This window comes from Phreatobacter sp. (assembly GCF_016793595.1).
Lineage (GTDB): Bacteria > Pseudomonadota > Alphaproteobacteria > Rhizobiales > Phreatobacteraceae > Phreatobacter.
Genome location: NZ_JAEULY010000004.1, coordinates 965,051 through 988,542 on the forward strand (window position 1 = coordinate 965,051; position 23,492 = coordinate 988,542).

The 23,492-nt window shown below is 68.7% G+C and carries 23 protein-coding genes and 1 other RNA gene; 5 read left to right on the plus strand and 19 right to left on the minus strand.

The annotated features are described in order from the left end of the window. Nucleotides 1–13: 13 nt before the first annotated feature. A complete protein-coding gene (locus JNK84_RS08790; RefSeq protein WP_293422987.1) occupies nucleotides 14–1,822 on the minus strand; it encodes an ABC transporter transmembrane domain-containing protein in 1,809 nt (602 codons plus the stop codon). A 157-nt stretch (nucleotides 1,823–1,979) separates the two neighbouring features. Here JNK84_RS08790 and rpmE point away from each other — a divergent pair, with 157 nt between their 5' ends. Continuing rightward, complete coding sequence (gene rpmE / locus JNK84_RS08795; protein WP_293422990.1) at nucleotides 1,980–2,210, plus strand: 50S ribosomal protein L31; 231 nt, start codon at nucleotides 1,980–1,982, stop codon at nucleotides 2,208–2,210. Nucleotides 2,211–2,288: 78 nt separating this feature from the next. On the opposite strand, the gene JNK84_RS08800 is transcribed toward rpmE, so the two are convergent. Both JNK84_RS08800 and creD read right to left on the minus strand, forming a co-directional pair. Beyond that, a complete protein-coding gene (locus tag JNK84_RS08800) occupies nucleotides 2,289–2,993 on the minus strand; it encodes an AprI/Inh family metalloprotease inhibitor (RefSeq protein ID WP_293422993.1) in 705 nt (234 codons plus the stop codon). 117 nt (nucleotides 2,994–3,110) lie between these two features. Then, nucleotides 3,111–4,457 carry a cell envelope integrity protein CreD gene (creD, locus tag JNK84_RS08805; RefSeq protein WP_293422996.1) on the minus strand — a complete coding sequence of 449 codons (1,347 nt, stop codon included), beginning with the start codon at nucleotides 4,455–4,457 and terminating at the stop codon, nucleotides 3,111–3,113. A 234-nt stretch (nucleotides 4,458–4,691) separates the two neighbouring features. Between creD and JNK84_RS08810 the strand changes: the two genes are divergently transcribed. Then, complete coding sequence (locus JNK84_RS08810) at nucleotides 4,692–4,832, plus strand: hypothetical protein (RefSeq protein ID WP_293422999.1); 141 nt, start codon at nucleotides 4,692–4,694, stop codon at nucleotides 4,830–4,832. 4 nt (nucleotides 4,833–4,836) lie between these two features. Here the strand turns inward: JNK84_RS08810 and JNK84_RS08815 are convergent, their stop codons facing one another. The 15 genes from JNK84_RS08815 to JNK84_RS08885 all read right to left on the minus strand — a co-directional run bounded on the left by JNK84_RS08815 (nucleotide 4,837) and on the right by JNK84_RS08885 (nucleotide 18,467). After that, a complete protein-coding gene (locus JNK84_RS08815; RefSeq protein ID WP_293423002.1) occupies nucleotides 4,837–5,619 on the minus strand; it encodes a succinate dehydrogenase iron-sulfur subunit in 783 nt (260 codons plus the stop codon). Between the two features lie 102 nt (nucleotides 5,620–5,721). Further along, nucleotides 5,722–5,907, minus strand: coding sequence for a DUF2065 domain-containing protein (locus tag JNK84_RS08820; RefSeq protein WP_293423005.1), 186 nt, complete (start codon nucleotides 5,905–5,907; stop codon nucleotides 5,722–5,724). A 63-nt stretch (nucleotides 5,908–5,970) separates the two neighbouring features. After that, a complete protein-coding gene (gene hflC / locus JNK84_RS08825) occupies nucleotides 5,971–6,888 on the minus strand; it encodes a protease modulator HflC (protein WP_293423008.1) in 918 nt (305 codons plus the stop codon). Continuing rightward, nucleotides 6,885–8,087 (minus strand): FtsH protease activity modulator HflK, encoded by a 1,203-nt coding sequence (hflK, locus tag JNK84_RS08830; RefSeq protein ID WP_293423011.1) that lies wholly within the window; start codon nucleotides 8,085–8,087, stop codon nucleotides 6,885–6,887. The genes hflC and hflK overlap by 4 nt, the downstream gene beginning before the upstream one ends. Nucleotides 8,088–8,302: 215 nt before the next feature. Continuing rightward, nucleotides 8,303–8,815, minus strand: a complete 513-nt coding sequence (locus JNK84_RS08835; protein ID WP_293423013.1) for a dihydrofolate reductase — start codon at nucleotides 8,813–8,815, stop codon at nucleotides 8,303–8,305. Next, nucleotides 8,812–9,120, minus strand: a complete 309-nt coding sequence (locus JNK84_RS08840; RefSeq protein ID WP_293423016.1) for a MazG-like family protein — start codon at nucleotides 9,118–9,120, stop codon at nucleotides 8,812–8,814. Before JNK84_RS08840 ends, JNK84_RS08835 begins: the two co-directional genes overlap by 4 nt. A gap of 3 nt (nucleotides 9,121–9,123) precedes the next feature. Next, the gene (locus JNK84_RS08845) at nucleotides 9,124–9,918 is read right to left on the minus strand and encodes a thymidylate synthase (RefSeq protein ID WP_293423019.1); all 795 of its coding nucleotides are present in this window, start codon (nucleotides 9,916–9,918) and stop codon (nucleotides 9,124–9,126) included. Between the two features lie 172 nt (nucleotides 9,919–10,090). Then, a complete protein-coding gene (locus JNK84_RS08850; RefSeq protein WP_293423023.1) occupies nucleotides 10,091–11,599 on the minus strand; it encodes a tripartite tricarboxylate transporter permease in 1,509 nt (502 codons plus the stop codon). 4 nt (nucleotides 11,600–11,603) lie between these two features. Further along, complete coding sequence (locus JNK84_RS08855; RefSeq protein ID WP_293423026.1) at nucleotides 11,604–12,143, minus strand: tripartite tricarboxylate transporter TctB family protein; 540 nt, start codon at nucleotides 12,141–12,143, stop codon at nucleotides 11,604–11,606. A 149-nt stretch (nucleotides 12,144–12,292) separates the two neighbouring features. After that, complete coding sequence (locus tag JNK84_RS08860; protein WP_293423029.1) at nucleotides 12,293–12,523, minus strand: ribbon-helix-helix domain-containing protein; 231 nt, start codon at nucleotides 12,521–12,523, stop codon at nucleotides 12,293–12,295. An 8-nt stretch (nucleotides 12,524–12,531) separates the two neighbouring features. Next, nucleotides 12,532–12,750, minus strand: coding sequence for a DUF4169 family protein (locus JNK84_RS08865; protein ID WP_367272280.1), 219 nt, complete (start codon nucleotides 12,748–12,750; stop codon nucleotides 12,532–12,534). A gap of 222 nt (nucleotides 12,751–12,972) precedes the next feature. Beyond that, nucleotides 12,973–13,545 (minus strand): SspB family protein, encoded by a 573-nt coding sequence (locus JNK84_RS08870; RefSeq protein WP_293423032.1) that lies wholly within the window; start codon nucleotides 13,543–13,545, stop codon nucleotides 12,973–12,975. Nucleotides 13,546–13,623: 78 nt separating this feature from the next. Beyond that, nucleotides 13,624–13,980, minus strand: a transfer-messenger RNA (tmRNA) gene (ssrA, locus tag JNK84_RS08875). A gap of 1 nt (nucleotide 13,981) precedes the next feature. Continuing rightward, complete coding sequence (locus tag JNK84_RS08880) at nucleotides 13,982–17,611, minus strand: AsmA family protein (RefSeq protein ID WP_293423035.1); 3,630 nt, start codon at nucleotides 17,609–17,611, stop codon at nucleotides 13,982–13,984. Between the two features lie 79 nt (nucleotides 17,612–17,690). Beyond that, nucleotides 17,691–18,467: an extensin-like domain-containing protein gene (locus JNK84_RS08885; protein WP_293423038.1), complete on the minus strand. Its 777-nt coding sequence runs from the start codon at nucleotides 18,465–18,467 to the stop codon at nucleotides 17,691–17,693. Between the two features lie 182 nt (nucleotides 18,468–18,649). On the opposite strand from JNK84_RS08885, the gene JNK84_RS08890 reads away from it, so the two are divergent. The 3 genes from JNK84_RS08890 (at nucleotide 18,650) to JNK84_RS08900 (ending at nucleotide 22,542) form a co-directional block, all read left to right on the plus strand. Beyond that, nucleotides 18,650–19,474: a 3'(2'),5'-bisphosphate nucleotidase CysQ family protein gene (locus JNK84_RS08890; RefSeq protein WP_293423041.1), complete on the plus strand. Its 825-nt coding sequence runs from the start codon at nucleotides 18,650–18,652 to the stop codon at nucleotides 19,472–19,474. A 322-nt stretch (nucleotides 19,475–19,796) separates the two neighbouring features. Beyond that, nucleotides 19,797–20,831, plus strand: coding sequence for a Fe(3+) ABC transporter substrate-binding protein (locus JNK84_RS08895; RefSeq protein WP_293423044.1), 1,035 nt, complete (start codon nucleotides 19,797–19,799; stop codon nucleotides 20,829–20,831). 4 nt (nucleotides 20,832–20,835) lie between these two features. Further along, nucleotides 20,836–22,542, plus strand: coding sequence for an ABC transporter permease (locus tag JNK84_RS08900; RefSeq protein WP_293423047.1), 1,707 nt, complete (start codon nucleotides 20,836–20,838; stop codon nucleotides 22,540–22,542). On the opposite strand, the gene JNK84_RS08905 is transcribed toward JNK84_RS08900, so the two are convergent. After that, the gene (locus JNK84_RS08905; RefSeq protein ID WP_293423050.1) at nucleotides 22,539–22,967 is read right to left on the minus strand and encodes a nucleoside deaminase; all 429 of its coding nucleotides are present in this window, start codon (nucleotides 22,965–22,967) and stop codon (nucleotides 22,539–22,541) included. The genes JNK84_RS08900 and JNK84_RS08905 overlap by 4 nt on opposite strands. Nucleotides 22,968–23,492 lie beyond the last annotated feature (525 nt).

Genomic DNA, 23,492 nt, shown 5'->3' on the forward strand with positions numbered 1-23,492 from the left:
CAACGGCAGAAACTCAGCTCGCGGCCGCAGTGGCCAGCTTGCTGCCGTTGAACTGGAGATCGGCGAGGCGGGCATAGAGCCCGCCGGCCGCGACGAGCTCCGCATGGGTGCCCTGCTCCACCACCTGGCCCCCATCCATGACGACGATGCGGTCGCAGTTGAGGATGGTCGCGATGCGGTGGGCGATGACCAGCGTCGTGCGTCCCTCCATCAGCCGGCCCAGCGCCTCCTGCACCAGCGTCTCGCTCTCGGCGTCCAGCGCCGAAGTCGCCTCGTCCAGCAGCAGCAGCGGCGCATCGCGCAGGATGGCGCGCGCGATGGCGAGGCGCTGGCGCTGGCCGCCGGACAGCGTCACGCCCCGCTCGCCGATGAGGCTGGAATACCCCTCCGGCATGCGTGCGACGAACTCGTCGGCATGGGCCATTCTCGCGGCCGCCACTACCTCTTCGTCGGTCGCGTCGGGGCGGCCGTAGCGGATATTGTCGGCGACCGAGGCCGCGAAGATCGCGACATCCTGCGGCACCGTCGCAATGCGTGCGCGGAGCGCCGCGGGATCGACCTCGTTCACCGGCACACCGTCGAAGCGGACGACGCCGCCCTGCGGATCGTAGAAGCGCAGCAGCAGGGCGAACAGGGTCGACTTGCCCGCACCCGACGGGCCGACAATGGCGACCTTCTCGCCGGCCTTCACCTCGAAGGTAACGCCGTCCAGCACCTTCACGTCGGGCCGCGCCGGATAGGCGAAACGGGCCGCGACGAAGGCGACCTCGCCGCGCGGCGGCTCGGGCAGCGCCAACGGCCGTTCGGGGGCGGCGACCGCCGGCTTGGTGGCGAGGATCTCGACCAGCCGCTCCGCCGCGCCGGCGGCCTGCGAAATCTCGCTCCAGACCTCGGAGAGCTGCGACAGGGAGCTTGCCGCAAACACCGCGTAGAGCACGAATTGCGACAACCGGCCGCCTGATATCGTGCCGGCCAGCACCTGCTGCGCGCCGGCCCAGAGCACCGCGACGACGCTCGCGAAGGCGAAGAAGATGATGACGGCGGTCAGGATCGCCCGTGCCTTGTTGGCGTTGCGCGCGCTGGCATAGGCCTCCTCTGCGGCGGCGGCATAGCGCTCCGTCACCAGCCGCTCGGCGGTGAAGGCCTGCATGGTCCGCACCGCCTGGATGTTCTCGTCGGCATAGGCGGTGGCGTCGGCCAGCCGATCCTGCGCGAGACGCGAACGGCGGCGAACGTTGCGGCCGAAGGCGACCAGCGGCAGGACGAGAATCGGGATCGCGCCGACGACGTAGAGCGAGAGCTGCGGGCTGGTGAAGACCATCATCGCCACCGCGCCGGCGAACATGATCAGGTTGCGCAGGGCAATCGAGACCGAGACGCCCATGGCCGACTTGATCTGCGTTGTGTCGGCGGAGAGCCGCGAGACGAGCTCGCCGGTGCGTGCCGTGTCGAAAAAGGCCGGCGACAGCGTCGCGAGATGGCCGAACACCCTGGCGCGGATATCCGCCACCACCCGCTCGCCAAGGCTGGTGACCAGGTAGAACCGGGCGGCGGAGGCCAGCGCCAGCACGGCCGCGATCACCACCATCATGGCGAAATACTGGGTGATCATGCCATCGGCCGAAAAGCCGAAATCGATCATGCGGCGGATGGCCAGTGGCACGGCCAGCGTCGCGAGCGAGGCAATGACCAGCGCTACCGCGGCCCCGGCCAGCATGGCCGGATAGCGCGTCATGACGGGAATAAAGGTCAGGAGGGGGCGAAGCTTCGGCCGGGGGGTCGTCTGCGAGGTCCCTTCCGCGGCGGGCGCGGCGATGCTCATCGGTGGAATGCTTCCCTTGTCGCAGGCGCTTATCGGACTGCCGTCACGTCTTGAAAAGAGCCGGAACTTCCGTTAATAGCGCGGCTTCTCGTCACAGGACGCACCATTTTCCTGCCGGCTTTCATCGACCCGGCCCCTTATCGCTTCGAGGACGACCATGAAGAGCGGCATCCATCCGGACTACCACACGATCAAGGTCGTGATGACCGACGGCACCGAGTACACGACGCGCTCGACCTACGGCAAGGAGGGCGATGTCCTCCAGCTCGACATCGACCCGAAGTCGCACCCGGCCTGGACCGGCGGCTCGCAGCAGCTGATGGATCGCGGCGGTCGCCTGTCGCGCTTCAACCAGAAGTTCGGCGGCATCGGCGCGCTGAAGAAGTAAGATTCTTCGCTCATCAGGGCGATGCGAAAACCCCGGCCTCGGCCGGGGTTTTTGTTTGTCCGGAAGGATCTGGTGGGGTCAGCGCGCCATGGAGACGGGCGCGCCGGTGGCGGTCGCGCCCGAATAGGCGCCGCCGCCCTGCGGCGAGAGGCGGGCCGCGACCCGGCCGCCCGGCTGCAGCAGCACCACCTCGGAGCCGCGCTGCTCCCATGCATTGATGCGCGCGAGCGATGGCGCGCGGCAGTTCTGCGGGCTTGCGCGGTAGAACTCGAACAGCGGCGTCGAGGTCAGCGTGATGCGGCAGCGGTCGCCGGCATCGGTCACAGTCCAGGTGCCCGCGATCGAGGTGGCGGAGGAAACGGTCGGGCGCTCCTGGCGAGGCATGGCGGAGACGACGGGAGGCTGCGCGGCCGGAGCGCCGCCCCGCTGCGGCTCCGGCTGCATGATCTGCGGCTGGGCGCCGGGTTCGCTCGGCCTCAGCGCCGGTTCGATCGCCGAGGGGCCGACATCCGAGCGCCCGGCGACGGTAGGCGGCGCGATCTCGCCGCTCTCGACCGTCCCTGTCTCGCCCTGCTGCCCGCCGGGAATGACGTCCTGGTCGGCTGCCGAGGGGCGGCGCTCTGGCGCCGGCGGCGGAAGATCGGAGCGACCGAAGCCGCGATCGATCCGCTCGGAGCCGCTCGGCGGCACCGAGGCGGTGGAAAAGTCGCCGAAGCGCGCGGACGAAGTGCATCCGGCGAGCGCGACGGAGGCAAGGACGAGAATGGCAGGGCGCATGGCCATGGACGGTGTCACCGGATAGGAAGCCGCGCGAGAGACGCGAACCTGCCAAGTTTCGCCGCAACCGGCGGCAATTCCGTGGCGGGCCCGGGCCAATTCGCGACGATGTCGCCCATCTGGTTAACCGATCGTTGAGGCTTCCGCAGCCGGTTTCTCGCGGCTCTCGCCACCGAATGACGACCAGTCGGTCCTCACCGTCGCCAGCATCACCGCGGCCAGCGCGGCGAAGACCACGACGGAACCGGTCAGCAAGGCATAGTCCTCCGATGCGAGCACCACGTAGAGCAGGCCGTAGGCGGCCGCGAGCTCGACGCCGACGACCAGCCCCTCCCGCGCGCGCCGGAAGGCAAGACCGACATAGAGCGAAACGAGACCCGCCACCGCAGCCGTCGCCAGTGCATAGGCCGACGCGAAACCGATATGCTCGGCGAAGGAGAGCAGCAGCAGGTAGAAGACCGTCAGCGCCGCGCCGACCATCAGATACTGGACGGGATGGAACGAGCGCCTGGTCGCGACCTCCATCAGGAAGACCACGACGAAGGCCGCGCCGATCACCAGGATGCCGTATTTCAGCGCGCGCTCGACGAGATGGTAGATGTCGACCGGCTGGAAGAACCGCACGCCCGAGCGGGCATTGACGAGCCGCTGGAACAGGCCGGCCTCGGCCAGCGCGACCTGTGCCACCGGCCGGGCGTAGTGCGGGATCGTCCAGTTCGCGGTGAAGCCGTCGGCGCCGAGATCGCGGGCATTCGGCAGGAAGGCGCCGAAGAAGCTCGGATGGCCCCAGTTGGATTTCAGCGCGACGGTCGAGGTCCGGCCGATCGGCGCGACGCCGAACGAGCGCGAACCCTTGAGGTCGAATTTCGCGGCGACGTCGAAGGGCTGGGCGCCGTCCACGCCCGCCAGCGGCGCCGACAGAACCGGCGCCTGGAACGGAATGGCGCTGCCGGGCTCCAGGGCCACGGCGCGATCGCCCACGCGCACCTCGATCTCGCGCTCCAGCCCGCGCGGATCGGCGACGTGGAAGACCAGCGTGGCCTCCTCCCAGACCGGCGCGATGGCCGCCGCATCGAAACGGGCGAGGTCCACCATGCCGAACCGCGCCTGGATCGCCATCTCGCCGCGCCAGACCGGCACCTCGAAGATGCCGCGCCGGCGATGCTCGACATTGATGTCGCCGGTCTGGCGGTAGGTCTCCGGCAGCACCGAGACGACGCGCCTGACGGTGCGGACCACACCGTTCTCCTGCACCCGCGTCACGTAGGGCAGCAGCAGGATGGGGCCGACGACCGTCTGCTCGCCGGCCCAGGCGCCCGCGACCTCCCGGACCACCTCCGCCGCGCGCTGCGAGCGCTCCCCGCGCAATACCGACAGCGCCAGCAGCGGCACCACCAGCGGCATGGTGAGGATGGCGATGCCGATGAGCTTGGCGACGGGCGAACGGACGAGCGAGGGGCCTGGCGGCATGACCTGATCTCCAATGGCGATGCGTCAGGTCACGCGGCCGCGACGGCACCCGAGAGGTCGCAAGTCGAATGGCGCGAGGATTTTTCACGGCGGAACCATGGCACGCGGAAAGCGCGTCAGGTCATGGATACAACTCGGGTCCGCGTCGCTTCAATACGCAATGTTCCCTATTTGTTCTCAAGAATGTTCGGCATATTCTGACATCGCTCAATGCCGCATTCACGGGAGGTGCCAATGGCGAAGAACGAGCGAACGGGCAAGTCGGCGGCGTCGACCGCATCCAAACTGCTGCGGGATCCAAAGTCCGCGACCCCGGCTCAGATCAAGAAGGTCGCGGCATCCGCGCTCACGCAGGCGCCGAACAAGAAGAAGTAGGCCGTCAGACCTGGCGGGCGACCATCATCTTCTTGATCTCGGCGATGGCCTTGGCCGGGTTCAGGCCCTTCGGGCATGCCTTCGAGCAGTTCATGATCGTGTGGCAGCGATAGAGGCGGAACGGATCCTCGAGATTGTCGAGGCGCTCGCCGGTGGCCTCGTCGCGCGAGTCGATCAGCCAGCGATAGGCCTGGAGTAGGATGGCCGGCCCCAGATAGCGGTCGCCGTTCCACCAGTAGCTCGGGCAGGAGGTGGAGCAGCAGGCGCAGAGAATGCACTCGTAGAGGCCGTCGAGCTTCTCGCGGTCTTCCTTCGACTGCCGCCATTCCTTCTCGGGCTGGGCGGTGGTCGTCTTCAGCCAGGGCTCGATCGAGGCGTGCTGCGCGTAGAAGCGGGTGAGGTCGGGAACGAGATCCTTGACCACCGGCATGTGCGGCAGCGGGTAGATCTTCACCTGCGCGCCCTTCACCTCGTCCATGCCCTTGGTGCAGGCCAGCGTGTTGGTGCCGTCGATGTTCATGGCGCAGGAGCCGCAGATGCCCTCGCGGCACGAGCGGCGGAATGTCAGGGTCGGGTCGACCTTGTTCTTGATCCAGATGAGGCCATCGAGAACCATCGGACCGCAATCGTCGCGGTCGACATAATAGGTGTCGATGCGCGGGTTGGCGCCGTCGTCCGGGTTCCAGCGGTAGATGCGGAACTCGCTCAGCCGGTTCGAGCCCGCCGGTTTCGGCCAGGACTTGCCCTCGGTGATCCGGGAATTCTTCGGAAGCGTGAACTGAGCCATAGGATATCTTTTGCAGTGCCGAACCGATCAGGTCCGCACTTCCCTTCAAGCCTCGGGGCTGGCTTGTCAATCGGGTCTTTTGTCGGGACGGCGCTGCGGGCGTCAGCCGCGCATCCACCAGATGACGGCAAGGCCCGCCACCGCGGCGATGAGGCCGACGATGCGCAGCTGCTGATCGGGCGTCAGGCGCATGGTTTCCAGCGCATCGCGGACGCGGTTCGGGAAGGCCGCCAGAATCAGCCCCTCGATGACGAGGACGAGGCCGATGGCGACGATGAGATCTTTCATGTGCGGAACAGTCGTGGAAACGAAAAAGGCCGCCGCAGATGCTGCGGCGGCCCGGAAGGCGCGTCAGTTGCCGGATGGCGCGGGTTGGCCCGGAGCAGGCCCGGCGCCGCGGCGACCGGACGGATCGCCGAAGAAGCGGAAGAAGTCCGAGGTCGGCGAGATGACCATGCGCGTGTCGCCCTGGCGCATGCTCTGCTCGTAGGCCTGCATGGAGCGGTAGAACGAGAAGAAGCCAGGATCCTTGCCGAAGGCCTCGGCGAAAATCCGGTTCCGGTCGGCATCGCCGGCGCCGCGCAGCTCTTCCGAGCGGCGGTTGGCCTCGGCGAGGATGCCGACGACCTCGCGGTCGGCGCGTGCGCGGATGGTCACGGCCTGCTGGTTGCCGGTGGCGCGCAGGTCCGCGGCCTCCTGGCGGCGCTCCGTCTGCATCCGGTTGAACACCGCTTCCTGGTTCAGCTGCGGCAGGTCCACGCGGGTCAGGCGCAGGTCGACGATCTCGACGCCCAGCGTGGTGGCCTCGCGGTTCACCTCTTCCTGGATGCGGTTCATCAGCCGGTCGCGGTCCGTGCGGATGAGCTGCGACAGCGTCGCGCCGGCAATGACGTTGCGCAGCGAGGCGTTGACGAAGCTGACCAGGCGGGTGTTGGCGTTCGGCACGGTCCGCACCGTCTGGAAGAAGCGCAGCGGCTGGGTGATGCGGTAGCGCGCGAAGGCGTCCACGTCGAGGTTCTGCCGGTCGGTCGAGAGCACCGTCTGCACCGGCAGATCGAGGTCGAGAATGCGCTTGTCGACCACCACGACGTTCTCGATGAACGGCACCTTGAAATAGAGGCCCGGTTCGCTGATCGGCTGGCGGGTGACCTCACCGAAGCGCTGCACGATGGCGTGCTGGGTGATCTGGACGACGAAGAACGAGTTGGCCAGCGCAAACAGCGCAGCCGCGACGATGATGCCGAGGGCGAGCTTGAAGGAAGAGTTCATCGCTGGACCCTCGGGGTGGTGACGGCCGGAGCCTGTGCCGGCTGCGGCGGCTGCGTCTGGCCGCGGCGCATCAGCTGGTCGAGCGGCAGGAACGGCTGAACGCCCGGGGCGCCCGGCTGCTGGTCGATGATGATCTTGTCGGTCGAGCCGAGGACGCGCTCCATGGTCTCCAGGAACATGCGCTCGCGCGTCACGTCGGGCGCGCGGCGGTATTCCTCATAGACCTGGCTGAAGCGGCTCGCCTGACCGTTGGCCTCGGCGACCACGCGGTCGCGGTAGGCCTCGGCCTCCTGCAGGATCTGGGCGGCGCGGCCGCGCGCTTCCGGCACGACCTGGTTGGCATAGGCGCGCGCCTCGTTCTGTACGCGATTCTGGTCCTGCTGGGCGGCGTTGACGTCAAGGAACGCGCCGCGCACCTGCGCCGGCGGCAGGGCCGACAGCAGCTGGACGACGCGGATATTGATGCCCGAACGGTAGTCGTCGAGGATGCGCTGCATGATCTGGCGCACCTCGGTCGCAACCGCCGCCTGCTCGGTGGTCAGCACGTTCTGGATGTCGCGGCGGCCGATGGCCTCGCGCAGCGCGCTTTCCGCCACCGCCTTGACCGTGCCTTCCGGGTTCTGGAGCTGGAACACGAAGTCGGCGACGCGCGCCGGGTTCACGTCCCACTGAACCTCGAGGTCGATGTCGACGATGTTATTGTCGCCGGTGAGCATGAGGCTCTCTTCGAGCACCTCGCGGTTGCCGCCGCGCGGCCCGCCGCCGGAGCGGTAGCCGATCTCGGTGCGGCGAACGTCGGTGACCGGAACCCGGTAGACCGCGCCGAACGGCGACGGCGGGTTCCAGTTGAGGCCAGGCGCGGCATTGCCGACATGGCGGCCGAACACCGTGTTCACGCCGACCTCGTTCTGGCTGACCGTGTAGAAGCCGGTCAGGCCGTAGATGATCAGGCCGAGGACGGCGATGAGCGCGATGCCCTTGGCGCCGATATTGCCACCGCCGCCGGGAAGCACGTTCTTCAGGCGCTCCTGGCTCTTGCGGATCAGTTCCTCGAGGTCCGGCGGCTGACCGCCGCCTCCCCCGCCGCCGCTCCCGCCACCCTGCGGGCCCTGCCCCCAGGGACCGCGCGGGCCGCCGCCACCGCTGCCGCCGCCGCTCCCGCCGCCCCACGGGCCGCCGCCTTGATTGTTCCACGGCATGAAGTTCGTGTCCCTACTGACTGCGCCCGGCCGGGCACCGAGAGGCGCCATCGGCGCCGCAACTGCCGTTGGGATATAGAAGAGGCGAGGCCCGCTTTCAACGCGGGGGCCGCGTGAAACGGCCCGGCTTCACCGGCTTGGTGAACGGCAGAGGGGTGAAATCGCCCTTCGGGCGGCCCGGGAAGGTCTGTTACGCGGCTCGTCACGTGCGGCTTTCAGCCGCTGGCGCGCCGATAGTCGATAATGCGGAACGGGTGGCGGTCGTCGGGCCCGGCCGGATGGGTGGCAACCTGCATTCCCGTCCATACGGCCTGGTCGATGGTCGGAAAGAAGACATCGGCCGCCGGAGCGGCATCGACATGCGTGATCAGCAGCCGGTCCGCGAGCGGCATGGCGAGGGCGTAGATCTCGGCGCCGCCCATGACCACGATCTCGCCGACACCGGTGCGCAGGGCCTCGCCATGGGCCACCGCCAGGGCGGCGTCGAGCGAAGGCGCAATCACGACGCCCGGAATGGCAAGATCCGGTTGACGCGAGATGACGATGTTGAGGCGCTTCGGCAGCGGTTTCGCCAGACTTTCAAAGGTCTTGCGGCCCATGATGACGGGCTTGCCGAGCGTCGCCGCGCGAAAATTCGCCATGTCGGTCTTGAGGCGGAACAACAAGGCATTGCCGTTGCCGATGCCGCGGTCGGAGGCAAGCGCGGCGATGAGGAGGATCGGGCTCACGATGCAGCCTCGTGGCGCATCCATTTGGCTTCCAGCGCCGCCTCCGCGTCGATGCCGAGGCGCTCGGCAAGCGCCAGCGCGAAGCCCATGACGTCCGCCAGTTCCTGCGCCATGGCCGTATGGGCCCCGTCGCCGGCGAGCTTGCGGCGAGACCGTCCGCTTGCCGCGAGATAGGCCTGAACGAACTCGCCCAGCTCCTCCTGAAGCTTCAGCACCAGCCAGTCCTCGCCCGGAGCGATGCCGAACGCAGCCTCGTAACGTCGGGTGATCTGCTCACATCTGGTTTGAAGGCTGGCCAGTTTCACTGGTCACACCGCGACCGGAGCCTTGATATGAGCGTCGGGCTCATAGCCGGTCAGCGTGAAATCCTCGAACGCGAAGCCGAACAGATCCGTCACCGCCGGATTGAGCGTCATGGTCGGGAGGGGCTTCGGTGCGCGCGAAAGCTGCAATTTCGCCTGTTCGATATGGTTCGCGTAGAGATGCGCGTCGCCCAGCGTATGGACGAAATCGCCGGGCTTCAGGCCGGCGACCTGGGCGATCATCAGGGTCAGCAACGCGTAGCTCGCGATATTGAAGGGCACGCCGAGGAAGATGTCGGCCGAACGCTGGTAGAGCTGGCAGGAGAGTCGGCCGTCCGCGACGTAGAACTGGAACAGACAATGGCAGGGCGGCAGCGCCATGCGGTCGACATCGGCCGGGTTCCAAGCCGAGACGATCAGCCGGCGGGAATCCGGGTTGCGCTTCAGCATGGCCAGCACATTGGCCATCTGGTCGATGGTCTGGCCGTCAGGCGCCGCCCAGGAGCGCCACTGCCGACCGTAGACCGGGCCCAGGTCACCGTTGGCGTCGGCCCATTCATCCCAGATGGAGACGCCGTTCGCCTTGAGATAGGCGATGTTGGTGTCGCCCTTCAGGAACCACAGCAGCTCGTGGACGATGGACTTCAGGTGCAGCTTCTTGGTCGTGACCATCGGAAAGCCTTCCGACAGGTCGAAGCGCATCTGGTGGCCGAACACCGACAGCGTGCCCGTGCCGGTGCGGTCTTCCTTGCGCGCGCCCGTGTCGAGCACGCGCTGCATGAGGTCGTGAAACTGGCGCACCGTCGCACCTTCGGGCGGGAGGCGATTCTCTGGACGCCCATCATATAGCGACTGCGCCGACAGTTGGCAGCATCGCAGCCGGCAGGCCCACAGCTTTGCGCCGGCCCAAACAAAACCGGCGCGGACATTGGCCCGCGCCGGTCGAGACTTGCCTGCCGGTTGGACCGGCCGGTCACTCCACGAAGACGGTGTCGCGCTTCTTGGTGATCGACGGCAGCAGGGAGAGCACCACCAGGATCACCGCGATCGCGATCAGCGCGGCCGAGATCGGCCGATTGACCACGTCGACGAAGACCGACCAGTCGCCGCGCGACATCAGGATGGAGCGGCGCAGGTATTCCTCCATCAGCTTGCCGAGCACGAAGCCCAGCAGCAGGGGAGCGACCTCGAAGCCCATCTTGAGGAAGGCGTAGCCGACCAGGCCGAAGAAGGCCGTGATCATCACGTCGAACGGGTTGTTGTTCACCGAGTAGATGCCGATGCAGCAGAACATCAGGATCGAGGGGAAGAGCATCCGGTAAGGCACCTTCAGCAGCTTCACCCACACGCCGATCATCGGCAGGTTGATGATGAGCAGCATGAGATTGCCGATCCACATCGAGGCGATCATGCCCCAGAACAGATCGGGCCGCTTCTCCATGACCTGCGGGCCGGGCACGATGCCGTGAATGGTCATTGCGCCGACCATCAGGGCCATCACCGCGTTCGGCGGGATGCCGAGGGTGAGCAGCGGGATGAACGAGGTCTGCGCGCCGGCATTGTTGGCGCTCTCGGGACCGGCGACACCCTCGATGGCGCCCTTGCCGAAGCGCGAGGGGTCCTTGGCGATCTTCTTCTCGAGCGTGTAGCTCGCGAAGGGGCCGAGCACCGCGCCGTTGCCGGGCAGGATGCCGAGTGTCGCGCCGAGGCCGGTGCCGCGCAGCACAGGCATGATCGACTGTTTCAGTTCCTCCCAGTTCGGCAGCAGGCTGCCGATGCGGTTCCTGAGGACGTCGCGCGTCTCCGGGTTCTCGAGATTGCGGAGGATCTCGGCGAAGCCGAACATGCCCATCGCAATCGTCGTGAAATCGATGCCGTCGGACAGTTCCGGCCAGCGGAATGTCATGCGGTCCGCGCCCGTCTCCAGATCCTGGCCGACGGTGGAGAGGATCAGACCGCAGAGCACCATGGCGACGGCCTTCACGACCGAACCGCGGGCCAGCACGACCGCGAAGATCAGGCCCATGACCATCAGCGAGAAATATTCCGCCGGACCGAACAGCAGCGCGACACGGGTCAGCGGCGCGGCCAGCGCGGCAATGACGATCGTCGCGACACAGCCCGCAAAGAAGGAACCGATGGCCGAGATGCCGAGGGCCGCGCCCGCGCGCCCGTTGCGCGCCATCTGGTGGCCGTCCAGCACGGTGACGACCGACGTCGCCTCGCCCGGGATGTTGACCAGGATGGCGGTGGTCGAACCGCCGTACTGCGCGCCGTAATAGATGCCGGCCAGCATGATCAGCGCGCCGACCGGATCGAGCCCGAAGGTGATCGGCAGCAGCATGGCGATGGTGGCGATCGGGCCGACGCCCGGCAGCACGCCGACCAGCGTGCCGATGAGACAGCCGAGCAGGCAGAGGCCGATGTTTTTCAGGGTGAGCGCTACGCCGAAGCCCAGCGCCAGATTGGCGAACATATCCATGACGTCACCACCCCGCCCACGGCGCCACGGGGATCGGCAGGCGCAGCGCAACCTTGAACAAAAGGATGCAGAAGGCCGTCATGCTCGCCGCGAAGACGATGGTCTGGAACCAGTTGCGCTCCGTCGTGGCGAGGCTGGCGAGCACCAGCGTCAGCGGGCCGGCCACGATCAGGCCGAGCGGCGGGATGAGATCGGTGCGGCCGATACCGGGAATGTTCAGCGTGGTGCCGCGGATCGTCGCCGCGAACACGAGGACCGAGCCGAGCACGAAGACCGGTCCGCGGATCGACCAGGCCTCGAGCCGCGGGCCGACCACCGTCAGCGCCTGCACGATGATGATCGAGCCGACCGCCATCAGCAGGAACGACAGCCCGCGCGGAAACGATCCGGGCCCCAGATTGGCCCCGCGGCCACCCGTCAGGTTCGACGACGCCCAGAGGCAGAACAATCCGAAAGCGACGATGAAGAGCCCGGCGAACATATCCTGCGGACTCTTGACCAGACCACGCGATTCCGCAGCCGTGTTGACCTTGTCTTCCTGCATCTGCTCCCGCTCCCAGCACCCTTGCAATCGGCCGTCCCGGCCCGGTGCTTTCCGCGCGGGGATGACATCACGCACATCGGCCGATGACAAGCGCCAACAGCATGATCGGATGGGGAAAAGGTGGACGGAAGGGCCGCCGGCCCGCTCCGTCACGCAGGTCGTGCGGGCCGCGAGCGGTAGTGATCAAGCACGAAAAGCCGGATCGAGGACGACAGATTGCCATGCGTCCGGTCGCCGTCGATATGACTGACGACCTCGGATAGCGTCTCGCGTCGCTCGGAGGCAATCTCCTTGAGGGCGTTCCAGAACTCGTCTTCCAGGCTGACGCTGGTTTTATGGCCCTCTACAACGATGGACCGCTTGACTACATGGCTCTTCATACCGGCCGTCACTCCGAACGCTTGTGAGCATCGAGGCGCCGCGCCTCCAGCTCTTCGCGGGCTTCATCCAGCTTGCGCTCCGCCGACGGCCTGCCGAAGCGCAGGCGATTGGCCTGTGCCTCGGACTTTGCGGTTTCCCCAACCCTCTGCTTGCGCGCTCGCCGGAGATTAACAACGTCACCCATCATTCGGTTCCATAGCGAAATACCGACTCGCGCATTGACCATCGGAGAGGCGGGCGGAGCATCCCGCCTTGCCGGCGGATCCGCGCACGACCTTTCCCAAAATGTGTAATCATCACGGCCCCGCGAGAAAACCTTCCCGAGATACCGTTACGTCAGGTCGTCCTTGGAGGCCGACCTGTGAAAGACTGGCAAATGAAATAGGCGCAATTGTCCGCAGACGCCCTGCCCCGCAGAATCCAAGCCCGCTTGCGGGCGGTCCGCCGGTTACTTCTTCCGGAATTTGTCGAGGCTGACGACCTCGGCCCCGCCGGTTTCCGGCTCCCGCGCAGCCTCCTCGCCGGTGGCCTTCGGCGCACGTTCGGCACCGACCTCGCGGGGGGCTGACTTCTGCGGCACGGCGGCTTCGACGGTGGCGAGGCTTGCGGCGGCCGGCGGCGCGACCTCCCGCACCGTCGCCTCCCCCTGTTCGCCGTCCTCGGCGCCGGCGACCTCGAACTGCAGGCCGAACTGGACCGACGGATCGAAGAAGCCCTTCACCGCCTCGAACGGGATCAGCAGTCGCTCGGGAATGCCGCCGAAGGACAGGCCGACCTCGAATGTGTGCTCGGTGACGACCAGGTCCCAGAACTGGTGCTGCAGAACGACCGTCATCTCCTGCGGATATTTCTCGCGCATACGGTTCGACAGCCGGACGCCGGGCGCCCGCGTGTCGAACGTGATGTAGAAATGGTGGTCGCCAGGCAGGCCTTCACGCGCTGCATCGACGAGCACGCGCTTGACGACGCCGCGAAGCGCATCCTGAGCCAGAAGGTCGTATCGGATAAGATCGGTCGGCATGTCTTGATCGGGCCGAGCGCCCTGTTGCCCCTGCCGCGCCCTGCATCACCTGTCTGCCGCGGCGCGGATCGCGGAAGAAGTGGAGGCTTCTGTTGCCAGGTGCCTCCGAACCCCGCCTTACAGTGCTACCCGCAAGGACTTTGATTTCGGTACCATTACCGCATTACGCGGCAACGGCCACCGGAGCATAGTTGTCGTTGGCAACTATTGAGACGGCCCGATAACGGCGGAACCATGCCGAGCAAAAGTCCACCCTTTACACCCTCGTCGATCCTGTTTCGCCCCCATCACCAACGCCGCCTGGGCGGCCCTGATGGTGGAGGCGCCGGGTACTGCCCCCGGGTCCGAAAGGCTTATTGCGATGGCCGTTTATCGCCATAGCCGGGTTGCCCCGGCGCACTGAATATAGGCGAGCCGGAGGCGCGGCGAAAGAGCATCAGCGACGCATGCCGGGCGCAGGACCAACTTCGACGGGTGCCGGCAGCGGCGGGAGGATCGACATCGGCGCGCCGGCATTCGGCGCCCCGGCACTGGGCGCGGCCGGCGGGCGGGCGCCGTCGAGCGCGCGGCGCACCACTCCGGGCAGGTCGCTGCCGGCCTGAGGCGCGGCGGGCCTCGCCGGGCGATGCGCTTCCGCCGGTCGGCGGGCCGGCACGGGAACGCCCTCGCGTGACGGCTCCGGCTCGGCCGGCGTCGCCTGTTCGGCCGGCGGCAGAAGGTCCGGCGACAGGTCCGGAACCGGCGGCAGGGGCACCACGACCGGCGGCGGCGGATGCGCGGTGAAACGGCTGAAGGCCCGCTGGCGTGCACGTTCGAGCCGGTCCGATTCGGACATCTGGATGCGCAGGGCGGCACGGTCGACGAGCCGCAGGCCGAGCCAGCCGGAGACATCGTCGGTATCGATCCGCCTCGTCGCCTGCCCGGCCGTGCCGTCGAAGCGCACGACGATGGCGGGAACGGCCTCATCGTCCCGGCCGCGATCCGGCGTGACCCTGACGACCGAGGCGAGGCGGCCTTCGGCGAGGTCGAGGCTGCCGCTCCAGGCGAGACGGCCGCCGGGTCCGGGAAAGATCGTCTCGGCAAGGCGCAAGGTCACGCCCGACAGCGTCAGCCGGGAGGTCGCGGCTGCGATATCGACAGGCGCCTCCAGCGCCTGCGCCAGCACGGCGCCGAAGGCCATGTCGCTCAGCGGCCGGCCGAGATCCTGCGCCACCTCCGCCTGACGGGTGGCGCGGGCCAGTGCCCCGAGGCTGACGCCGCTCGCACGCATGGCCGACCACGCGATGCCGCCGGTGCCCTGCAGGCTGGCGACCAGAGCCGCCGGGCTGGCGCCGTCACCGGCAAGTTCGATGGCGAGCCGCCCCTGCCCCGCGGCTCCCGGCCATCCGAGGCTGGCGGGCACGCCGTCCAGCGTCAGGTTGCCGGCAAGGATTGAACGCAACGGGCTGCGGTCGAGGCTGAGATTGCCGGACAGGCGGGCCGGTCCCATCGTCGCGGCCAGCTGGGTCAGGCTGGCGCGCGCGCCCCGGCGCGAGAGCCTGGCCGCAAGGCCGGTCATCGGCGGCGCATCGCCCATGAGCACGCGCTCGACAGTGAGGTCCAGTTCGGCGGCGATGGCGTCGGTGGCCAGCATGCCGAAGGCGGCATCCGGAAAGCTGCCGGAGGCAGTATCGATCAGCCAGGCGGGCCCCGAGACCAGCGCGGCCAGCGCCTCGCCCGATAGCGTGCCGAGGCGCAGTCGCCCGGCGGCCTCCAGGCCATTGCCGCGCAGTTCGGCCTCGACAGTGGTCGGGCCCACCTGCCCGCGCAGCGTCTGTGTCTGCCACGCTGTCCCCCGCGAGGTCGCCCGGAGATCGAGGCGCGCGGGCAGGCGGCCGGCGAGCTCGGCCGGCACGCCCAGCAGCGGCATGACCGGAGCAAGGTCGGTCGAGGCAAGCGACGCCGTATGGACGCCGCGCGCCGTGCCGGCAGTCTCGCTCGACACGGTGATTTCGGTCCCGGCGGCGGATGCGGCGCCCGAAACCTTCAGGCTTGCGGTGTCAGGACGCTCGACCGTGACCGAGAGGCGGGCGGGCGCGCCGGGCGTCGCGCCATGAGCGGTTCTGCCGGCGATCAGCGCATAAATCTGGTCGGCACGGGGAGACGAGACGTTCAGTTGCACCCGGCCGAGCAGCGTCTCCGGGCGCTCGATCTGTCCGGAGCCCGCGGCATCGACGGTCAGCGTGCCGCCGCCGACCCGCCCGTCCAGCCGAAGGCCGAGCGCGGAGCGTCCGCCCGCCGCGAAAGTCATGGCGAGGTCGGCATCCGCTAGCGAGGGCGCCCGCTCGCGCAGCCATGCCGCCGCCTGCGCGGTCACCGGGCTGCGCGAGAGAAGCACGACGAGACTGTCGACATTGGCCGCCCGGAGCCGACCGGACAGGCGTCCGACCAGCGGACCGCCGATGCCGTCAAGCCGGCCGGCCATGTCCATGCCGAAACCGGCGAAATCGGCGATGCGGATGCGCTCGGCGTCGAAGGTCCGCCCGTCCGTCGCGACCGACAGATCGAGCCCGCGCGCCGCCAGTCCGGCGAGGCGCACCTGTTCCGCCCGAAGCTGGAGCCGGGTATCGGTGGCCGGGTCGAGCCTTGCGCCCGCGCCGCGCGCGAGCCTCAGCAGCAGGTCGAGGTCGAGCGCGTCGGCCGCAAGGTCGAGCGCCAGCGCGTGGCGGCCGAGCGCCGGCACGTCGAGGGTGATGCGCCCGCGCGCGGTGCCGGCCGGCGACGAGAGTTCAAGCTTATCAAGGGAAAGTCTGCCGGGCTCCGCGACGACATCCGCTGCCAGGCGGACCGGATCGTCCAGCGTGCCTTCCGGGGTCGGCAGGGCGTCGAGCCACGACATGAGCGCGGCCGGCCGCATCGCCTGCACGGCCATGACGCCCGAGAAGCCGAGATCGGGAGCAAGCATCGCGCGGCCCGACGCCTCGAGGCTCGCGCCGCCCGGCAGGCGCGCGGCGAGGCGTTCGACCCGCCAGCCGCCGTCGTCGGAGCGGAGATCGCCGCGAAGGTCGGCGAGCTGGCCGCCCGACAGCACAAGCCCGGCAATGTCGAAGCCGACCGAAACCGGCCGCGACGTCCGCCCCAGCCCCGGCGCCTCGCGCACCAGCGCGGCGATGACGTCGCGCGGCGTCGTGGCGGAGCCGGGCGCCGGCTCCGCGAGCCGGTCGAGATCGACCTGGCGGGCGGAAAGCACCATCTCGGTCTCGCCCGCGCCGCCGAGGCCGATCCGCAGCGAGCCCGTCGCCCGCACGGCACGGTCGTCGGCCCCCACCTGCGTATCCATCTTTTCGAAGACCACCGCATCGGCGGTCGCCGCCGCCTTGCCCGACAGCCGCCAGGGCAAGCGGCCCGCCATGCCGGCAAGAACGATATCGCCGTCGAACCGCGGGCGCTCCTGCGTGGCGACCAGCCCCTCCGCATCGACCGTCAGGCTGGTTTCCCTGTCGGTGGCGCGCAGTCGCATCGCGAGAGAGCCGGCATCGGTCAGCGCGGCGGTCAGATGGACTGCCACGGCGCGCTCGCCGGTGACGACCGAGCCTTCGAGCCGCAGCGGCCCCTTCACCCCGCGCGATTCGCCGGTGAGCATCATGCGCTCGGCGATCAGCGTCGGCGGCGCGCCGGCCTGCGCCAGCGACAGCCGGGCATTCTCGACGAGAACCTCTTCCGCAGGCAGGAAACTGGTGGCTGCCTGCGATCCCGCGACCACGATATCGGCATCGCGGACATGGACCGAAGTCAGCGAGACATTGCCGCGCAGCAGCGGCGCGACGCGCAGTTCGGCGCGCAGGCGGCCGATGCGCGCCCGCCCCGATGCATCGTCGAGGGCGATGTCGCGTGCGTCGATCTGGATCGTCGGCAGGAGGCGGATCGACAGCTCGCCGCCGATCGTGACCGGCCGCCCCATCAGGCGTGAGGCTTCGGCCTCGACCTGCGGGCGATAGGCGTTCCAGTCGATCAGCAGGGGCGCCGCGAGCGCCGCCACGATGGCGGCGATCAGCGCGAGACCCACGGCGAGCAAGGTGTTCTGCAAACCGGCGCGCTCCCCGGAGACGGCGTCAGCCCCGAATTTAGGACTTGCCAGGGCTCACGGAAACCCTCGTTCGCACGGATCAGCGGACGAAAGTGCCCTGCCGGCCGAAACCCCAGCCGAAATTGCTGCTGGGCGAGGCCGGCTGCAGCATCTGGACGGTTTCCGGCCGTGGCCGGCAGACCCGGCGGGTCCAGCGCGGATCGTGGCGGGCGAGGTCAAGGTGGAAATGGTCGTAGTGGAAGGCGTCGGAGCCCGGGCCGAGAACCGTGGTGAAATGGTCGCAGGCACGCACGAAGATCTCGCGCAGGAAGCCGGACTCGGCGGTCTCGCCGCGCCAGTGCTGACGGATCACGACCGTATGGCCGCTGGACAGGACGAAAGCGAAGACGTCGAGCGCGTTGCCGAAGGAATGCTCGGACATGCGGCCCGAGCGGCCGCCGCGTATGCCACGGCAGGAATAGGAACCGGCCCTGACCTCCACGACCCCGGCGCCGAACCAGCGCTGCGCCGCCGGCTGCACGACATTGTCGATCCAGCGGTCGACGGTCGGCACCATCTGGCAGGCGAGAGTCTGGGGGCGATTGTAGGACACCTGCCCGCGCGCCTGCGCGGACACGCGCAAGGGATAGTCCATCCCGCATGTGCCCGGACCGTTGATCGTATTGGCCCGCTGGACGAACTGCGTCATCTGCACCGCGCCGGACGACATGCAGCGGCTCTCGAGGTCCGATCGCCACTGCTCGCGCCGCTCATAGGCATAGCGTCCGCAGGCGGCGATGGTGATCCCAGCAACCGCAACGGCAAACCATTTGAGGGCCCGGCGACCACGGCCCTGTGTGCCGAACGCAACACTCATCGGCAAATTCCGAAAAATCGGGGGATGTCCCTAATACGGCGTTCATCATGGCGGCCGGGGGTTAGCGCGAGCCGAAGAAACGCGGTGAACGGGAGCCGAAGAAACGGCGTGAGCGATCGGTAAACGCCGCGCGCCGCGCCGGGACGCTTCCCACGCGCGGGGCAATCGCCTAGTCAGGTCGCATGCCCTCCCGCTTCAACGATGCCGCCCTCGTCGATGCCCTCGGCTCCCTCGCCTCGGAGGCGGGCCGGCGGATCATGAGCCATTATGGCGGGGCCGCCCGGATCAAGAGCGACGGCTCGCCGGTGACCGCCGCCGACCACGAGGCGGAAGAGGTGATCCTCGAGGGGCTGGCGCGGCTGCTGCCGGGCGTGCCGGTGCTGGCGGAGGAATCGGCCGCCGCCGGCCGGCTGCCCGACAGCACCGACCTCTTCGTCGCGGTCGACCCGATGGACGGCACGCGCGAGTTCATCGGCGGCAATGGCGAGTTCACCGTCAATATCGCGCTGATCGCGGGTGGTACGCCGGTCGCCGGCATCGTTGCGGCGCCAGCGCTCGACCAGTTGTGGCTCGGGCTCGGGCAGACCGCCGAGGCGATGCGGCTCGCGCCCGGCAGGCCCATCGCGGATGCCACCGACCGGCGCCGGATCGCCACCCGCCCCCTGCCGCCGGAGGGCCCGCTGGCTTTGGTCAGCCGCTCCCATCCCGACCTGGACAGCGAGGGATACCTCGTCAGCCACGGCGTTGCCGGTCGCCTGCCGGTCGGTTCGTCGCTGAAATATACGATGATCGCCGAAGGCCGCGCCGACCTGTCGGTGCGGTTCGCTTCGATCAGCGAATGGGACATCGCCGCGGCCCACGCCGTGCTGCAGGGCGCGGGCGGCATCATGCGCCGGCCGGACGGCGCGCCTCTGGTCTATGGCCGCGCGGACAGGTCGTTCCGCACCGACGCCTTCGTGGCGAGCAGCGCCGCATTCCGGGAGCGCTGGCCGTTTCCCGATGCCTGATGCGGCACCCTGCCACACGATTTGATCGCTCCCGCGCAGCCGGCGAAATCGGCGACGGCGGCGGCAGGCGTGGACGGCGGATCGATAAGCTGACTGGATCACTCAGCAATTCACACCGATTGCAATCGTTCTAATTGTTGTTTTGACGAATTCTAATGTTTGCCCAAGAGCTTGCGGCATTTTCGGACCAAGATAGGATGCCGGCAATCGGATCAACCCGTCCGGTTCCCGTCATTCAGACGTTGCGCCAGCCGCCGGGATGCCGTCGGCACCGCGCGCGCCTCGTGTCCCGAACCATCATCCCCAAGCGCGGAGTTTCACCGTGACGCCGACCTTCAACCGCCGCACCTTCCTTGGCAGCACCGCACTGCTCGTCGCTTCGCCAGCCATCCTGCGCGCTCAGGCGCGGACGCTGAACCTCTACTCGTCGCGCCACTACGACACGGACGAGGCGCTCTATTCCGACTTCACCAAGCAGACCGGCATCGCGGTGAACCGCGTCGAGGCCGGCGAAGACCCGCTGCTGGCGCGCATGCAGAGCGAAGGCGCCAATTCGCCCGCCGACGTGCTGATCACCGTCGATGCCGGGCGCATCGAGAAAGCGCGCGGCCTCGACCTGCTGCAGCCCTTCGCGTCGGAAGCGCTGGCCAGTCGCATCCCCGCGCATCTGCGCGACCCCGACGGTCACTGGTTCGGCTTCTCGACCCGCGCGCGCGTCCTGCTGGTCGCCAAGGACAAGGTAGCCGACGGCGCCATCCGCACCTACGAGGACCTCGCCGACCCCAAGTGGAAGGGCAAAGTCGTCATCCGCTCGTCCACCAACGTCTACAACCAGTCGCTAACCGGTTCGATCCTCGCCGCCCACGGCGCGGAGAAGACCGAGGCCTGGGCCAAGGGCGTCGTCGCCAATCTGGCGCGCCCGCCGCGCGGCGGCGACACCGACCAGATCCGCGCGGCCGCGGCCGGCGAGGGCGACATCGCCGTCGCCAACACGTACTACTTCGCCCGCCTGGCGCGGTCCGAGAAGCCGGAAGACAAGGCCGTCGTGGAGAAGCTGCGCGTCGTGTTCCCCAATCAGGGCGACCGTGGCACGCACGTCAACATCTCGGCGGCCGGCATCGCCCGTCATTCCAAGAACATCGACGGGGCCAAGGCGTTCCTCGAATATCTCGCGACGCCCTCGGCGCAGCGCTATTTCGCTTTCGGCAACTCGGAATATCCGGTGGTCGCGGGTCTCGAGCCGCCGCCGCAGGTGGCCGCCTGGGGCGCGTTCAAGCAGGACCAGCTCAATGCCCGCGTCTTCGCCCGCAACAATGCGGAAGCGCTGAAGATCATGGACCGCGCCGGCTGGAAGTGATGGCTTGACCGACGCCGCCCTCCCCCCTCTTTCGGGACCGATCGCGCGCCCGGCCGTCACGGCCGGGCGTCGCGCGTTCATGGTGCTCGCCATGGTCGTCGCCGCGCTCGTCGCCGCGCCGATCGTCGCGGTCGCCCTGAGCGTGTTCCAGCCCTCGCCCGGCACGTGGTCGCACCTGATCGACACCGTGCTGGCCGAGATCGTCTGGAACACGATCCTGCTGATGGTGGTCGTCGGCGCCGGCACGGCGCTCATCGGCGTCGGCACCGCCTGGCTGGTGACGCTCTGCCGCTTTCCGGGCTCGCGCGCGCTCGAATGGCTGCTGCTCCTGCCGCTGGCCATGCCGGCCTACATCATCGGCTATGCCTATGCCGATGCGCTGGCCTTTGCCGGCCCGGTCCAGAGTGCCCTTCGCGCCGCCTTCGGCTGGTCGCGCGGCGACTACTGGTTCCCGGACATCAACAATGTCGGCGGGGTCGGCGCGCTGCTGACGCTGGTGCTCTACCCATATGTCTACCTGCTGGCGCGCGCGGCTTTTCTCGACCAGTCGACCTGCGTGCTGGAAGCCGCCCGCACGCTCGGCTCCGGCCCCTGGGGCGCCTGCCTGCGCGTCGGGCTTCCCATGGCCCGCCCCGCCATCGCCGCCGGCGTGGCGCTGGCGCTGATGGAGGCTCTGGCCGATTTCGGCACCGTCCAGTATTTCGGCGTCAACACGTTCACGACCACCATCTACCGGACCTGGTTCGGCATGAGCGAGCGTGCCGGCGCCGGGCAGCTGGCGACCGCCCTCCTCGCCTTCGTCCTGCTGTTGGTCGCGATCGAGACCCTGGCGCGACGCAACCGCCGCTTCGGCACCAGCGCCCGCCGGCACCGCCCGCCGGCGAGGCTGCATCTCGGCCGGCTTGCCGCACTCGCCGCCTTCCTTGCCTGCCTGCTGCCGATCCTCCTCGGCTTCGTCCTGCCGATCGCCGCCCTTGTCCGGCTGCACGCCGAGGGCGGCGACGCCCTGTTCGGCGAACGCTTCCTCGTCTATGCGCGCAATTCCTTCATCCTCGCCGGCTTGGCCGCCGCGATCATCGTGACTGCCGCCGCCGCGATCGGCTACACGACGCGCCTCGCGCCGGGACCGGCGACGCAGACCGCCGTGCGCATCGCCAGTATCGGCTATGCCGTTCCTGGCACTGTCATCGCGGTGGGCGTACTGATCCCGCTCGGTGCCCTCGACAACCTGATCGACCAGACCACCCGGGCGGCGTTCGGCACGGGCACCGGCCTGGTCTTCTCCGGTGGCGTCATTGCTCTCATCTACGCCTATCTCGTCCGCTTCCTCGCCGTGGCGATGGGTCCGGTCGAAGCGGGCCTGCACAAGATACCCGGCACGTTCGACGCCGCGGCGCGCACGCTTGGCGCGACCACGCGCGAAGTGGCACGGGTGATCCATGTTCCGCTGATGCGCCGCTCGCTTCTGACGGCCGGGCTGCTCGCCTTCGTCGACGTGCTGAAGGAACTGCCGGCGACCGCCATCGTCCGCCCGTTCAACTTCGATACGCTGGCGGTCAGGGTCTACAATCTCGCGTCCGACGAGCGGCTGGCGCAGGCATCCACCGGCGCGCTGGTGATCGTCGCCGTCGGGCTCGTGCCGGTGATCCTGATCACGCGCATGGTGGCGAAGGAACAGGCCACCGGCGGGCGTTCCAGTGGCACGAGCTAGCGACGCGCGCGAAAGAACTCCCTGAGGAGTTCCGCGGCGGCCGTCTCCGACATGCCGCCATAGACCTCGGGCCGGTGATGGCAGGTCGGGTCCGAATAAAGGCGCACGCCGTTCTCCACCGCGCCGCCCTTCGGATCGGCGGCGCCGTAATAGAGCCGGCGGATGCGCGCGAAGGAGATCGCGCCGGCGCACATCGGGCAGGGTTCCAGCGTCACATAGAGGTCGCAGCCGGGCAGGCGCTCGCTGCCGAGGGCCTCGCAGGCGGCGCGGATCGCCACGATCTCCGCATGGGCGGTCGGGTCGCGATCCGTCAGGGTCCGGTTGCCGGCAGCGGCGATGATCCGCCCCTCGCTGACGATCACCGCGCCGACCGGCACCTCGCCGCGCGCGGCAGCCGCCTCGGCCTCGCCAAGGGCGATCGCCATGGGCTTTCCGGCCGAATCGGGGGCATCACTCGCCATCGGGGATCGTTCGTGCTACATCGCGCCATTCCTGCCGGGGCGCCCGGCCGCGCACGCCGGATGGCGCCGCGATAACCCGATCCCACGAGATACCCATGCCCCGCAAGAGTGACGATGATCGTCCGGCCACCAGCCGGACGCGAAAAACCGATTCCGACGCCCCGAAAAAGACCGCCAAGGCCGCTGCCGTCGAGGTCGTGACCGAGACGCCGAAGCGCGCGAAGAAGGCCGCTGCCACGGAGGTTGCCGCCGAGAAGCCGGCGCGTGCCAAGAAGGCCGCCGTCGCGGAGGCCGCTGCCGAAAAACCGAAGCGCGCGAAGAAGGCCGCGGCGGAGCCGGTGGTCGAGACGCCGAAGCGCACGAAGAAGGCTGAGGCCGCCGAGGCGCCGGCCGTAGCGGAAGCGGCGGAGGCCGCTCCGAAGGTCAAGCGCAGCCGCAAGGCCGAGGCCCCCACCGTCGCTGCGGCGGAGCCGGAAGCCGCTCCCGCAA

Excerpts from the sequence above, each read along its gene's own strand:
- JNK84_RS08790 (WP_293422987.1), bottom strand. The coding sequence starts at position 1,822 with ATGAGCATCGCCGCGCCCGCCGCGGAAGGGACCTCGCAGACGACCCCC.
- rpmE (WP_293422990.1), top strand. The coding sequence starts at position 1,980 with ATGAAGAGCGGCATCCATCCGGACTACCACACGATCAAGGTCGTGATG.
- JNK84_RS08800 (WP_293422993.1), bottom strand. The coding sequence starts at position 2,993 with ATGGCCATGCGCCCTGCCATTCTCGTCCTTGCCTCCGTCGCGCTCGCC.
- creD (WP_293422996.1), bottom strand. The coding sequence starts at position 4,457 with ATGCCGCCAGGCCCCTCGCTCGTCCGTTCGCCCGTCGCCAAGCTCATC.
- JNK84_RS08810 (WP_293422999.1), top strand. The coding sequence starts at position 4,692 with ATGGCGAAGAACGAGCGAACGGGCAAGTCGGCGGCGTCGACCGCATCC.
- JNK84_RS08815 (WP_293423002.1), bottom strand. The coding sequence starts at position 5,619 with ATGGCTCAGTTCACGCTTCCGAAGAATTCCCGGATCACCGAGGGCAAG.
- JNK84_RS08820 (WP_293423005.1), bottom strand. The coding sequence starts at position 5,907 with ATGAAAGATCTCATCGTCGCCATCGGCCTCGTCCTCGTCATCGAGGGG.
- hflC (WP_293423008.1), bottom strand. The coding sequence starts at position 6,888 with ATGAACTCTTCCTTCAAGCTCGCCCTCGGCATCATCGTCGCGGCTGCG.
- hflK (WP_293423011.1), bottom strand. The coding sequence starts at position 8,087 with ATGCCGTGGAACAATCAAGGCGGCGGCCCGTGGGGCGGCGGGAGCGGC.
- JNK84_RS08850 (WP_293423023.1), bottom strand. The coding sequence starts at position 11,599 with ATGGATATGTTCGCCAATCTGGCGCTGGGCTTCGGCGTAGCGCTCACC.
- JNK84_RS08855 (WP_293423026.1), bottom strand. The coding sequence starts at position 12,143 with ATGCAGGAAGACAAGGTCAACACGGCTGCGGAATCGCGTGGTCTGGTC.
- JNK84_RS08860 (WP_293423029.1), bottom strand. The coding sequence starts at position 12,523 with ATGAAGAGCCATGTAGTCAAGCGGTCCATCGTTGTAGAGGGCCATAAA.
- JNK84_RS08865 (WP_367272280.1), bottom strand. The coding sequence starts at position 12,750 with ATGGTCAATGCGCGAGTCGGTATTTCGCTATGGAACCGAATGATGGGT.
- JNK84_RS08870 (WP_293423032.1), bottom strand. The coding sequence starts at position 13,545 with ATGCCGACCGATCTTATCCGATACGACCTTCTGGCTCAGGATGCGCTT.
- JNK84_RS08885 (WP_293423038.1), bottom strand. The coding sequence starts at position 18,467 with ATGAGTGTTGCGTTCGGCACACAGGGCCGTGGTCGCCGGGCCCTCAAA.
- JNK84_RS08890 (WP_293423041.1), top strand. The coding sequence starts at position 18,650 with ATGCCCTCCCGCTTCAACGATGCCGCCCTCGTCGATGCCCTCGGCTCC.
- JNK84_RS08905 (WP_293423050.1), bottom strand. The coding sequence starts at position 22,967 with ATGGCGATCGCCCTTGGCGAGGCCGAGGCGGCTGCCGCGCGCGGCGAG.